Origin of the sequence: Borrelia maritima (genome assembly GCF_008931845.1) — a bacterium.
In the GTDB taxonomy this organism is placed as follows: Bacteria; Spirochaetota; Spirochaetia; order Borreliales; family Borreliaceae; genus Borreliella; species Borreliella maritima.
Window position 1 is genome coordinate 39,587 of the sequence record NZ_CP044536.1, and the last position, 13,008, is coordinate 52,594.

The 13,008-nt window shown below is 26.1% G+C and carries 12 protein-coding genes; 3 read left to right on the plus strand and 9 right to left on the minus strand.

What is annotated here, in order from left to right; genetic code table 11:
• Window positions 1–49 precede the first annotated feature (49 nt).
• Entirely contained in the window at window positions 50–889 is an 840-nt protein-coding gene (locus tag DB723_RS04515; RefSeq protein WP_151553023.1) for a hypothetical protein, read from the minus strand.
• Between the two features lie 362 nt (window positions 890–1,251).
• Window positions 1,252–1,875 (minus strand): hypothetical protein, encoded by a 624-nt coding sequence (locus DB723_RS04520; RefSeq protein WP_151553025.1) that lies wholly within the window; start codon window positions 1,873–1,875, stop codon window positions 1,252–1,254.
• A 246-nt stretch (window positions 1,876–2,121) separates the two neighbouring features.
• On the opposite strand from DB723_RS04520, the gene DB723_RS04525 reads away from it, so the two are divergent.
• Entirely contained in the window at window positions 2,122–2,334 is a 213-nt protein-coding gene (locus DB723_RS04525; RefSeq protein WP_151553027.1) for an Lp6.6 family lipoprotein, read from the plus strand.
• 234 nt (window positions 2,335–2,568) lie between these two features.
• On the opposite strand, the gene DB723_RS04530 is transcribed toward DB723_RS04525, so the two are convergent.
• The 7 genes from DB723_RS04530 to DB723_RS04560 all read right to left on the minus strand — a co-directional run bounded on the left by DB723_RS04530 (window position 2,569) and on the right by DB723_RS04560 (window position 10,432).
• Window positions 2,569–3,588, minus strand: a complete 1,020-nt coding sequence (locus tag DB723_RS04530; RefSeq protein WP_151553029.1) for a complement regulator-acquiring protein — start codon at window positions 3,586–3,588, stop codon at window positions 2,569–2,571.
• A 162-nt stretch (window positions 3,589–3,750) separates the two neighbouring features.
• Window positions 3,751–4,611: a complement regulator-acquiring protein gene (locus DB723_RS04535; RefSeq protein WP_151553031.1), complete on the minus strand. Its 861-nt coding sequence runs from the start codon at window positions 4,609–4,611 to the stop codon at window positions 3,751–3,753.
• A gap of 170 nt (window positions 4,612–4,781) precedes the next feature.
• The gene (locus DB723_RS04540) at window positions 4,782–6,008 is read right to left on the minus strand and encodes a complement regulator-acquiring protein (RefSeq protein WP_151553033.1); all 1,227 of its coding nucleotides are present in this window, start codon (window positions 6,006–6,008) and stop codon (window positions 4,782–4,784) included.
• Between the two features lie 337 nt (window positions 6,009–6,345).
• Window positions 6,346–7,194: a complement regulator-acquiring protein gene (locus DB723_RS04545; protein ID WP_188093270.1), complete on the minus strand. Its 849-nt coding sequence runs from the start codon at window positions 7,192–7,194 to the stop codon at window positions 6,346–6,348.
• 287 nt (window positions 7,195–7,481) lie between these two features.
• Window positions 7,482–8,294 (minus strand): complement regulator-acquiring protein, encoded by an 813-nt coding sequence (locus DB723_RS04550; protein ID WP_151553038.1) that lies wholly within the window; start codon window positions 8,292–8,294, stop codon window positions 7,482–7,484.
• Window positions 8,295–8,499: 205 nt separating this feature from the next.
• Complete coding sequence (locus DB723_RS04555) at window positions 8,500–9,318, minus strand: complement regulator-acquiring protein (protein ID WP_188093271.1); 819 nt, start codon at window positions 9,316–9,318, stop codon at window positions 8,500–8,502.
• A 196-nt stretch (window positions 9,319–9,514) separates the two neighbouring features.
• Window positions 9,515–10,432: a complement regulator-acquiring protein gene (locus tag DB723_RS04560; protein WP_151553042.1), complete on the minus strand. Its 918-nt coding sequence runs from the start codon at window positions 10,430–10,432 to the stop codon at window positions 9,515–9,517.
• Window positions 10,433–10,986: 554 nt separating this feature from the next.
• Here DB723_RS04560 and DB723_RS04565 point away from each other — a divergent pair.
• Together DB723_RS04565 and thyX are read left to right on the plus strand one after the other, a co-directional pair.
• Window positions 10,987–11,763: an OMS28 family porin gene (locus tag DB723_RS04565; protein ID WP_151553044.1), complete on the plus strand. Its 777-nt coding sequence runs from the start codon at window positions 10,987–10,989 to the stop codon at window positions 11,761–11,763.
• Between the two features lie 224 nt (window positions 11,764–11,987).
• On the plus strand, window positions 11,988–12,788 hold the full coding sequence (thyX, locus tag DB723_RS04570; RefSeq protein WP_151553046.1) for an FAD-dependent thymidylate synthase: 801 nt from the start codon (window positions 11,988–11,990) through the stop codon (window positions 12,786–12,788).
• Window positions 12,789–13,008 lie beyond the last annotated feature (220 nt).

Here is a 13,008-nt window from a genome sequence, read left to right on the forward strand (position 1 = left end):
TATTGTTTTAAAGCTTAATGTATTTTATTTTTTTATATATTTGTGTTTTTTAGATATATCCATTTTTAATGACTGATTTTAGATAATTTAAGTTAGTTAGCATTTCTAAGATTAGGGCGAAATTTTTATTTAATCTAAAGACTTGATTGTGGGGTAGCAGGTCTAATTCTATGGTTTCTTGGCCAACAGATACTTTGTTGTAATCTATTGAATGGTAATCTTTATTGTTTTTTATTTGAAATCTATAGATAGGATTTAGGTATTGTTCGCGCACGCCATTTTTAATTATTTTTTTAAGATCCAGTAATGCGTAATCTTTAGGTTTGTTGGTATCGTTTGGCGGGTTGAGCATGAGATTAATAATATTTTTATTGTTTTGGGTTTTAAGGTTTAAAACAAATAATAGATCTTGATTTTGGAAAAAATTCTCAATATTTTCAATCTCTTGAAGATTTTTAAAGTTTAATTTTTTTGAAGTTTTAAAGTCTAGCAGTTTTTTATTTATTAAGATGCTCAAAGATTCTACTTTTCCTTGTGCAGGTAAGATTTTATCTTTTGCTTTTTGAAATTCATTTTCTCTTTTGATGCTAAAATCAAGACTGAATGTTTGAATTGGGTAGGCTTGTTTGTAGTAATAATGAGTGGTTGTTGGGACTTGATTTGATTGTCTTATTTCTACTTTTTGAATTGATACCACGGGTCCTATTTTTGCTGCAGGTTTTTGTTTTTTATTTTTTTTTGGATCTTTAATTGTTTGTTCTGGATTTTCTGGTTCTTTAATTTTTTGCGCCGGGGGCTTTGATTCTTTAGCTGTTTGCTCTCTATTTGGAAATAGATCACAGGATAAGATCAGAATTCCCAGTAGTGTTAAAATTGCCTTTTTGCCCATTTATTCCTCCTTATCCTATATATACGTATTATACTATTAATGATTGTTAATAGCTTGTTTTAAGTTTTGCCAAATTGAGAATGTTTAAAAAAGCGATTTCTTTTTGCAATCTTATTTTTGCAAAAAGAAGTTCTTTAATGCAATAAAAGAACTTCTTTGGAGGTAGTTAAAAGTAGTATTATCCTATGTTGCTTTTGGTAAGCTAATGTTTTTATGCTTGTTTTTAGCTACTTTTAAAGTATAGCTCACATTTTAAAAGATGAATTTTCTTATTTATTTAAATACAAAGAGGACTCACAGCGGAGAGCCTCTTTGAAACGTGTGTGGGAAGTGTTTAATAAATTATTTTTTATTTATTAAAATTATTTGATAAATTCTTTTAATCTTGTGGCATTGGTTAATATTTGAAGTGTATCATAAATGTTTTGACTCATTTTAATGTAATATTTTTTATTAGAGTAAGGTGAATAGATAAGTTTAATCTTATTTAGGTTTTTTTGAAATTTGGTAAAATTTAAATACTTCCAACTGTGATTGGTTGATATGTAAAATGAGCTTCCAAATTCCAAATCACCGGATTTGTTTTTATTTAAGATTGCTTTATTTATACTTAATAAACTGTGGTAATGAAATAAGGGCATTACATTGATTTCTCTTTTATATTTGTCTTCAAAGTTTAAACAACATTTTATGTAATTATTCTCATAAAAATAAATAAAATCTTTATGATTTTTTAATTTAAGCAAAGTTTTTAAACCTTTTTTATCCATATTGTTTTTGTGAGCCAAGATACTTATTGATTTTAGTTTGCCTTTTGTTAGTGTAATTTTGTCGCATTGCTCTAAATATTGTGCTTCTGATTTTATTTCAATTGTTGCGTTTGAATCTATTTCGTAAGTTCTAATGTAAAATTGTGTAGAAAGAATAGGGTTTAAAGGCTTTGTATATTTGCTTTTGTAAATCAGATTGTTTTTAAATGCATTCATATTTATCTCTTGTAATATTAAAATTGTTTAAATTTTTTTTAAAAAAACTCAAAATTATGTACATATAAATATTAAATTATTCCTCAATCCAAATTTATTTACATACAATATCATTTTATATAGATTTTATCAATAGTTTATAAATAATTTAATAATATTTTTATTTGAAATAAAAAACCAAATAATATTGATTTTTTTAAAATTATATTTTAATATAAAATAGATTCTAAACAAGGAGAATTAATAATGACAAAATTAATGTACGCTATATTTTTAAGCGCAATATTATTTGTTGCTTGTGAAACTACAAAAATTTCAGATGAAATGGAAAATACCATGAGTGATGATTTAAAAGTTACAGCTCCAATGACAGACAAGTCTATGATGAAGTCAGACAGAGAAAAACAACCAATGATGAAATCCAATAAACAGCCTATGATGAAGCCAATGAAAAAGTAATAAGATTTACTTTTAATTAATTTAGAATACAACACTAATAATTTTTTTAAAAAAACTTTTTTGATGAATTTTATTAAGAAAGTTTTTTGGTTGTTTGCGTTTTGATTAGGGTTGAATTTTAAGTTTTAATCAAGTGTAAAACCAGAAAATTAAATTTAATTAATATAAATTAAATAAAAAAAGGAAGAAGAGAAAAAGAGATTCTCTTCTTCTCTTTGAATTGAAAAATCAATCTTACTGAATTGGGGCAAGAATATTGGTAGTTGTATTTATTAAAGTTAAAATTGTGTTTTGAATATCTGCAAATTGTTCTCTTGAATTTTTTAATCTTAATGCGTCATTTAATTTTGGATTATCAGTTTGTAATTCAAGATTAGTATTGTATTCATTAATAAAGTCATCTGTGTCTTTTAGCCATTTCTCTTTAAATGTTATAAGTTTGTTAAAGTCATAGTAGAGAGTTTTCAAATTGGGTTTGTTTAGATATTGTAGTTTGTTTTTTACATCTAATATTTTTAAGCTGATTTCTTCTATTGCTAATTGAATGCTAAATCCTCTGTTTATAAGGGTTTCTTTAACTAAGCTTCGGTAGTTTGAATCTTTGCTTAGTTTTGATAAAATTTTTCCAAGATTTAAAATTACCCCTTCGTTGAAGTTTAATGATGTGTAAAGCATTCTTCTTTCGTTTAAGTATTCGTTATCATCAAAATTTGCTGTTGCGCTTGCATTGAAAAATATTTTACTAAATATTTCTGCCTTCATTCCAAATTGGTCATTAGGTTCGCCCTTGTTAGAATCTATTTCACTTATTTGTTTAATATCTTCAGATCTGTCTAATATTTTTTGTAGTAATTCTTTAACCTCGGGATCTGTTATTTGCTTTTTAGTATTAGCATTAGCACCGGCATTAGCAGGGGAATTAGCACTGGCATTAGCATTATTAATACTGGGATTGGCAGTATTTGGTCGTTGTAAGGCTGCTAAATTTGGTTTATTTTTAATGTTTCCAGCTAAGATTTTTGGTGGATTTTTTAAAACGTTAATAGCGTTAAGCAGATTGTCTATTGATTCTTTATCGTTTTGAGACCCTTTGTTAGCGCCCAATAAGTTATTTCCATTTTTGCTTATTTTTGTCTTTGCTTTTTTCCCCTTATTGTTGTCATTATCTTTAGAGATGTCTAACGAGCAAGAAAGCAAAATTAGCATAGTTAATATATGCAATAAAAATATTGCATTTAATTTATTTTTTTTCAAAATGTTACCCTTCAATAAAAATTTTAAGTAATAATTATTAATTAATAATTTTAATTACCCACTTAATAACTTTAATTCAAAATTGTTATTGTACAAAAAAAATCGAAAAAAAAGAGAGCACGAGCTCTCTTTAGGTTCAAGGTTTTATTTTTTGAAAATTTTTTAATTATTATTATTTTTAAATAATGTGTCTAAGTAAATTAATGCTTGCTCGGATTTCAAGCAAATAGAAATCATTTTGTCTTTGTAAAGCTGATCAATGTGCTCTGTTAGCTTTTCTGTATTGTTTTGTAGTTCCAAGGTGGCGTTTGAACTTTTAATCAATGTTTTTATTGTACTAAGCCATTCTTTTTTTATTTCGATTAAATCAATAATTATATTGTAAATTTCTTCTAAAGTTTTTTGATTAAAATTATTTGCTTTTAGCTTTTCCATGTTAATTGCCAAATCTTCAAGCGCAACTTCAAATCTTTGTTGAATTTGTATTCCCCCTGATATTTTTTTTATTGAATCGTGGGTTTTTGAATTCTTGTAAAGTTTGTTTACAATCTCTGCTAAATTGAAAATATCAGTAGTGTTGTAACCTAGTGATGAGTAAAATTGTCTTCTCATTTTTTGAGATTCGGTTAGGCTTGAGTTCATTTTTTCTCTAAGCTTTTCCCCATTTGTAGAGTCAATTTTGTAAACATTAATTAGTTCAAACATGCTATTTTTTAGTCCAAATTGACTAGAAATTTCTGTTTGAAGTTTTTCTTTTTTAATTATTGTCATTTCTCTTGCCAGGATTTCAAAAAGTTTGTCAATTAGATTTGTTTCTTTTTTCTCAGTAACTTTTAAGTCTTTTGCTAATTTTTGATGTTCTTGTTCTTTTGTGTTTTTTTGAGAATTTGATTGATTAGATTCATTGTGTTTTGTTTCTGTAAAACTTGCTACTTTGTTTTTAACATCTTCGTAGTTTAGCTTACAAGAGAACAATATTATTATCTCCAATGTTATAAATGTTAATAATTTTGTCTTATTCAAAATTTAATCCTTTAATAAAAATTTTAAGTAATTTTAATTATTTTAAATTAATACTTAATGATTTAAATTTAGTTCAAATTTGAAATTGAACAATAAAAAAAAAGAAGAGAACTGTTCTCTTCTTTTTTTAAAATCATTGTTAAATAGTTTATTTTCGTTTTTTAAATAAACTATTTAAATTCTGTTATGTTAATATATAAATCAAGAACGGACTGGCGAGCATTTTGCATGTTGTCTAAGTATTTGTTTCGAATGTGCTGTGCTAGATATTGAGAATCTTTTAGGCTTGAATTATAGTTTACATTTGCAATAATGTTGTCAACGTATCTTGACCATTCTGTTTTTTTGTCTATTATATGATTTAATTTTGAGTCAAGCTCTTTTATCTTATCAATGAATGTAAAGCTGTTAATTTTAGCGTTTAAGTATTGCTGGTCAAGGGTTTTAATTTTTTTATCAAGTTCTTCTAGTGCAAGCTCTAAAGAAATTTGTATTCCAAGTCCTGATATTATTAATTCTCTTATTAAGTCGTGATTTTGATTTTCTTTGTAAAGGATTTCCATCATTAATCCAAATTGTTCGGTTTTGTATTGATCAAAATCCATCATTGCGTAGAATTTATTTCTTTCATTTTCTGCTTCTGGAGTGTTAGAGTTAAGCTGCGGTGCGTAACTTCTGTCAAAAACTGAAATATTTGAAATAACATCCAGCAGAGTAAATGCAGAATCTTTCATTCCAAATTGATCGTAATTTTCTCTAAAGCCAACGTTGTTTTTTGCTTTGTTTTGTTCTTCAGAAATTCTTCTAAGAAAGTTATTTTTTAATGGCTGTAATCCGCTGCCCCTAGAAGGTGCTGCTTGCGTAAAGCTTATATGAGAATTATTACTTTGTGGTCCGCTTGAGTTTGTTTGGCTTTTTCTTCGAAGAGAGCTGTTAATGAATGAAAATTGTGGTATTGCAGCTTTTTGTGCATACTGTGTTTGTCTTGTCGGTGCGACTCTTACATTTGTATTTACCCTTGCTGTATTTTTTTTGTTTGATAGAGATAAATCTGTATTAAAGCCTAAGCCTTGTGATTGTAGAGCTTGTGCCAGCTGTTGTGCTTGTGCCTGCTGTTGTGCTTGTGCCTGCTGTTGTGCTTGTGCCTGCTGTTGTGCTTGTGCCTGCTGTTGTGCTTGTGCCTGCTGTTGTGCTTGTGCCATGTTCTTAGCATTTGTTTTATTTTGCACAGTATTTGATTTTGTGTTATTATTTGCTATTTTTTGATCATCTGTTGCTTTATTTAGCATTCCTTTTACTTTGTTTTTATAATCTTCATTTAAATTAGCATCAATTGTACAAGAAAATAAAAACAAGGCTAAAATAAGCTTTAAATGTATGAATAATTTAATTTTCAAAATATTATTCCTCGATTCCTTTTTAATAAATTTTAATAATTAAAATTAATTAAAATTTAAAATTAATTACTAATTAATAAAAATTTAGTTCAAATTAGAAAATAATCAATGAAAATAAATAAAAAAGAATAAAGTGTTGTTCTCTTTTTTATTTAAACTTATAAGTTTTCTTGTAAGTCTCTTTAATTTTTATCATTAAATAAAATAAAAGATTATTGTTTTTAGTTTGGATTTATTTGGATTTAAATTAAATGAGCCTAAAAAAAAGAGAAGAATTAACTTCTCTTTTAAATTAAAAAAATCTCAAGTGTAATATATTATTTTTTGTTTAGATTTATTATTTTTGTTTATTTAATTCCATTTTTTTATATTCAACGTCGCCGCTAACGATAGAATAAAATTTTAGATAATTTTCCTTTATGTGCTCTAATGCCTCAGATGCATTCCAAATAAAATCGCCATTTTTTTCAAATTTTTTTTGTGCTTCGTTGTTAAATTTTGTAACAGTTTCTTTTAATTGTTTTGCAAATTCTGCTTTTAGCTTTAAGCCATATTCTATGTGTATTATTAGATCTTCTAGATCTTTTTGGTTTAGATAGTCTAATAACATTTTTATTGTTTTTAAATGCTCGTCCAGTTGCGATTGGATAAATTCTGCTGTTTGCAAAAGGTATGTTAGAGCTAATTCTTTTTCCTTTCCTTGACTGGTTTTTATAATTTGGTCGAAAATTTCTTTTAATTTTTTTATTTCGTCTGTGTTGTAATCCAAAGATGAGTAAAGTATTCTTTTTATTTGCATTTTAGTTTCTAAATTTGCTTTTTCAAGAAAATAAAGTGCTTTATCGTCGAGAACATTTGTGAAATTATAATCTTCGGTGTTTAATTTCTTTATTTTTTCTTGTTCTTCTTTTTCTTTCTTTTTTTGATTTTCCAGTGTCTTGCCAATTTCTTTTAATTTTAAGATTGTATTTTGTCGTTTAGAGTCTTTTTCATCTTTTTGATGTTCTTGATTAGCAGGTTTTAGATCCCCAGATTCATTTTTAGAATTTTCGGAGCCTCCTTGTGAATTAGTGTGATCATTTATTTTGGGCTCAACTGTATTAACGGGTGCACATGAAATACAAATGAAAGTTAGTATCGCTGTAATAATGTTAATCTTAATTATTTTTAGTTCAAATGTTGTCAAAGTACTCTCCTTATAAATTAAAACTAATATTTATTAATTTTAATACAAAATAATAATATAACTATATTACAACATTTGTCAAATAACAATTTTATTATTTAATATTATTATTAAATAATAATGATAATCTTGAAAAGATTGAATTTTTATTAAGTCTTTTTAGTACATTATTGTTTTTGTGAGGATTTATTTGGATTTAAATTAAATGAGCCTAAAAAAAAAGAGAAGAATTAACTTCTCTTTTAAATTAAAAAAATCTCAAGTGCAACATATTTTTTTTGTTTAGATTAGTGGCTAGGCCTTAAAGAATCCAATTCTTTGTAATTTTCATTCATATGCTTTGCTAGTTCTTCTTCACTACTTTTAATGTTTTTATCATTTTTACTGTAAGCCTCAAGGGTTGCGTTTAAGGTTTTCCCCAATTTTTCTTTTAACTTTAAGTCAGATTCTAATTCCATTAGTAACGCTTCTGAATTTTCTTGATCTTTTTGATCCTCTTGGAGGATCTTGTCCAATATTTCTTTTATTAATTTTAAATTCTTTTCTAGGTTTATTTGAATCCCTAGTGATATGTCATAAATTAATCTTTTGGCTATATTCCTGTGTTCAGGATTTTTTTTAAGTTTTTCAAGAATTTCTTTTAACATTTTTATTTTTTTTGTATCATAATTTAAAACTGAATAAATAATTCTTTTTATTTGTAGTTGTTCAGTTTCGTTATCCCCATAAGAGTCGATTTTAAAAGTATCTTTCAAATCAAGTTGTTTATCAATTGTATTTATTTTTTCATCGTCTTGATCTTCCATTTTTTTTAGAATTTCTTTTGATTTTGAGACTTTAGTTTCTTCTCTAGATTCTTGACTTGCGGGGTTAAGATCTCTAGATTCTTTATTTAAAGGTTTAAGATCTTTAGATTTTTGATTTGAATTTTTTAGATCTCTAGATTCATCTTCAAAATTTTGAGTGGTTTCTTTTGGATTAGTTTGTCTATTTACTTTGGGATCGGTTTTGTTAACAGCACATGAAATGCAAATTAAAGTTAATATTGTTGTAATTGTGTTAAGCTTAAACTTAATTATATTTAGTTTGGGTTTTGTCACAATACTCTCCTTATAAATTAAAACCAATATCGATTAATTTTAATACAAAATAATAATATAACTATATTATAATATTTGTTAAATGGCAATCTTATTATTTAAGATTAATAATCTTAATGTGTTTAAAAAAAAAGAGAAGAATTAACTTCTCTTTTTTTAAAAAAATCTCAAGTGCAATATATTGCCTTTTTTAGATTTATTGTTTTTATTTATTTAATTCTGTTTTTTTATATTCAACGTCGCTAACGATAGAATAAAATTTTAGGTACTTTCCCCTTATGAGATCTATTAAATCAGATATATTCCACACGAAATTATTATTGTCCAGGGTTACTTTGTTTTTTAATTCTTTAACAGTTTCTTTCAATTGTGTTGCAAATTCTTTTTTTAGCTTTAAGCCATGTTCTGCGTGTATTATTAGATCTTCTAGTTCTTTTTGGTTTAGACAGTCTAATCTGATTTGTATTATTTCTAAATAATCGTCCAGGTATGCTTGAATAAATCCTGCTGTTTGCAAAAGGGCTGTTAGAGCTAAGTCTTTTTCCCATCCTTTACTTTTTTCTATAATTTTGTCCAAAATTTCTTGTAATTTTTTTATTTCGTCTGTGTTGTAATCCAAAGATGAGTAAAGCATTCTTTTTATTTGCATTTTAGTTTCTGAATTTGCTTGTTCAAGAAAATGGAGTTCTCCATTGTCGAGAGTATTTGTGAAATTATAATCTTTGGTGTTTAATCTCTCCATCTCTTCTTTTTCTTTCTTTGCTTGAGCTTCCAGCTTTTTGCCGATTGCTTCTAATTTTGATGTTGTAGTTTTTTCTTGAGATGTTGTAGTTTTTTCTTGAGATTTTTGATTTGAAGGCTTGATATCTTGAGATCCATTTTCAAGATTTTCATTGTCTTCTTTTGTATTGGTGTAGCTGTTTACTTTCGGATCTAATGTGTTAACAGCACATGAAATACAAAGTAAAGTTAATATTATTGTAATGATGTTAAATTTAATTTTATTTAGTTTATTATTTGTCAAAATAATCTCCTTATACATATTTATAGGTTAAAATAACGTTTATTGATTTTAATACAAAATAATAATAATAGCCACTTCAATGCTTGTAAAATAACCATATTCTTATTTAATATTAAAAAATTAAATTTCTATTTTTAAGTTTTTTTCAATATTCTTACCCTCCTTTCATGCATATAGCACTTACATACACTACTAATTAGTAGTGTATGTGGTCACAACATTCTTTTAATGCTTTTTGAATATTGTTTAAAATTTGCGCACTTTTAGATGGCTCTAATTTGTGTTTGTATCCAACTCTTATTATTTCTCCTAGAATTCTTCCATCAGCTCTGGATCCTCCCGTATTGTTGTTATATTCGCCAATAATATCATCTACAATTGTTATCCAGGTATTTCTCTCTTGTATTAGTTTTTCAAGATTTTCTTGAATTTCTTTTGCTGTTTTTGTTCTAAAGTTAAGCATTATACGTTTTTGCTCTTTTTTGGTTAAAAGATTAACAGCTTGTTCAAGTGAGTCTTGGATTTTCCATCCTGTCCAAAAAGTTAAGCCAATAAGTTCGTAATGGGTTGTCCCCGAGCTTGATATTTGTGAAAGCACCGTTACTAATTTTTTGATTTTATTTTCATCATAATTGAGAGATGAATAAAACAATCTTCTAAACAGATTATTTGGTGCAAATAATTTAAGATGAAATTCGTTTTCTATTGGGAATTTATTTGCGTTTATTCCAAATTTATCAATAGGTTCTATTTTTTGAACATCCGCATTAATTTTTTGAGCAAATATTTCTACATATGTTCCTATTTTATTAATTAATTTTTCATTCTCATTTAATTCTTGTATAAAATTTTTAATTCCCTTTTCTTTTTCAATTTTTAAGAATTGGTCTTTTTGTAAGTTTTCAATCTTTGTAATATTCTGGATGTCTACAATATTCTCGGTGTTTTGAATCTTCTCTGTTTTTTGCAAAACTTTAACTTTTCCAATTTCAATGGGGCTTGATTGTAATTCACTTGTTGCTTCTGTGTTGTTTGATTTAGAATAAAAAGAGCATGAGAACAGTAAGGTCATTTGTAGCAATTTTAATATTTTGTAAATTTTGTTTTTTGTCAAAACGGAATCCTTTAAATAAATTTAATCGTTAGAATCATTAGTTTTATTAGGTAAGCTCAATATTTTTGATTTCTAATATAAATATATTTCAATTTATTTAATTTTCAACGTTTGTCTTATTTGTTGAAAATAAAAGAGAATAAATTAAATATTTAAAATATTTTTTTAAAAAGCTTGAAATTTTTTATTTGGATTTTTAGATTTATTAATGATTTGTTAGTAATAAAATTAATATTAATGCTGATGCTGTACTTGTGAATTTAAATTAATTTTAAAAATTTTTGCTATTATTTTTGTTTTTGCTGATGGTTGCAGTATATTTTTCATGTGTTATTTTATAATAATAAATTTAACTATTATAAAATAACACCGTTCTCCCCATTTTAATATAAAATTTTAGATTTTTAATCATTATTAAAAGCTATTCTTTTTGTTAAGTTTTTAGTTAAAAAGGTTAATTATATGTTTTTATACAAATATGTATTGATTCTAATTTAGTTATGTTTTAAAATATTAAAAATAAATAGAAATATTTTAAATAAGGAGAATTAACAATGGTTAAAATATTTAGTAATTTAATAATTAATGGATTATTGTTTGGACTTGTAAATTTAAATGTGTTTGCAGATTCTAACAATGTTACTATTCTCAAGTCTCAATCCAACGTTTTAGAACAACCAAATGAAAAAGATGACAAAAAATTAGATCAAAAAGATCAGGTTAATCAAGCTCTAGACACCATTAACAAGGTGACAGAAGATGTCTCTAATAAATTAGAGGAGATTAGAGAATCATCTCTTGAATTGGTAGAGTCTAATGATGCTAGCGTAGTTAAAAAGTTTGTGGGTTCAATGCCTTTGATTACAGACGTTGCTAAGGGGACTGTTGTTGTATCACAAGAAGCAACAATTGTAGCAAAGTTCTCAGGAGGATTAGCTGTTGAGGATGCAAATAGGGTTGTTGAAGTGTCTAAAAAGGCTGTTCAAGAAACCCAAAAGGCTGTTTCTATTGCAGGCGAAGCAACATTTTTAATAGAGAAGCAAATAATGTCAAACAAATCTCCTAATAATAAGGAATTAGAATTAACAAAAGAAGAATTCACTAAAGTAGAGCAAGTTAAAGAAACTTTAATGGCTTCTGAAAGGGCTCTAGATGAAACAGTTCAAGAGGCTCAAAAAGTTCTCAATAAGGTTAATAGTTTAAATCCATCAAATAAGGATCAAGCAGCAGCAAAAAAGGATGTTACAAAGGCTATTACTAATGTTGTTAAAGTAGCTCAAGGTGCAAGAGATCTTGCAAAGGTAATTACCATTTCTTTATCTATGAAATAGTTTCATTATTTAATAATACAGATTTATAAATAGCTATAGGGGTTAAAGCAAAAAGGTTTGAAGCTAATTATAATTAGCTTCTGCCTTTTTTATTTTTTGTTTTGTTAAGATAAATGTTAACTCCCCATTAAGGTTGTTCTTGTGATATAATATTTGCATTCTGAATATTGGCATTTTGAAAGAAAAAGTTAATAAATTTGCTTTTAATTAAGGAGTAGCAATTTTTGAAGAAAGAATATAAAATTTTGGATAATGGGTTTTTAAAGCTTATTGATTTTATGGGAAATGATAAGAGAATAGTTGAGTCTGCAAGGATTTCTTATCGAGGGGAGAGTGTTAAAAGGAAAGATGAAGAACTTATTGACTATTTAATAAGAAATGAGCATACAAGTCCATTCGAGCAGGTGGTTTTTATATTTCATGTTAAAGCCCCAATATTTATTGCAAGGCAATGGATGAGGCACAGAACTGCAAGGATTAATGAAGTTTCTGGATGCTACAGTTTGGCAAGAGATGAATTTTATGTCCCTTTAGAAGAAGATTTGAATTATCAAATTTCTAGCAATAAATCTACAAGAGAATTTAAATCTTTGGAAAAAAGTTTATCAGACAAAATAAAGTGTCATCAAAAACATTCTTATGGGCTTTATCAATATATGGTTAATTCTAATATTCCAAAAGAACTCTCAAGAATAGTTTTGCCTTTAAGTTTATATACTGAATGGTATTGGCAAATTGATTTAAATAATCTTTTTCATTTTATTAAATTGAGATTAGCTTTAAATAGCCCAAAAGAAATTAGAGAAAATTCGCCGAAAGAAATGCGTGAATATGCCAAAGCATTGCTAAGTATAGTAAGAGAAATTGTGCCCATTTCTTTTAATAGTTTTGAAAATCATTTTTTAAGAGGAAGGAGATTTTCTCATGAAGAGATAATGGTAATTGTTAATGCTATAGATTTAAATAAGCTTAGCATGGATGCTAATAAATTAAACTTATTGAAAGATAAACTAGGGATTGGTTGATTTTGGAGCATTCATTTTTATGAATAAAAATAAACTTTTAGAATGTTTTTAGCTCAAAATCCAAATTTTTAATATAAAGTGCAGTTTATAAAAATTATAAAAAGGCAATGTAAAATAAATTAAATAAATAATAAATTATAATATTCTTTAAAGTAAGTATTTGTTTTTATACTAAAAAATTCTTATATATATAAGAATTTTTTAGTATAAAAACAAATAC

What these genes read in the sequence shown, in the direction of transcription:
- DB723_RS04515 (WP_151553023.1), bottom strand. Translation starts at nt 889, where the DNA reads ATGGGCAAAAAGGCAATTTTAACACTACTGGGAATTCTGATCTTATCC.
- DB723_RS04520 (WP_151553025.1), bottom strand. Translation starts at nt 1,875, where the DNA reads ATGAATGCATTTAAAAACAATCTGATTTACAAAAGCAAATATACAAAG.
- DB723_RS04525 (WP_151553027.1), top strand. Translation starts at nt 2,122, where the DNA reads ATGACAAAATTAATGTACGCTATATTTTTAAGCGCAATATTATTTGTT.
- DB723_RS04565 (WP_151553044.1), top strand. Translation starts at nt 10,987, where the DNA reads ATGGTTAAAATATTTAGTAATTTAATAATTAATGGATTATTGTTTGGA.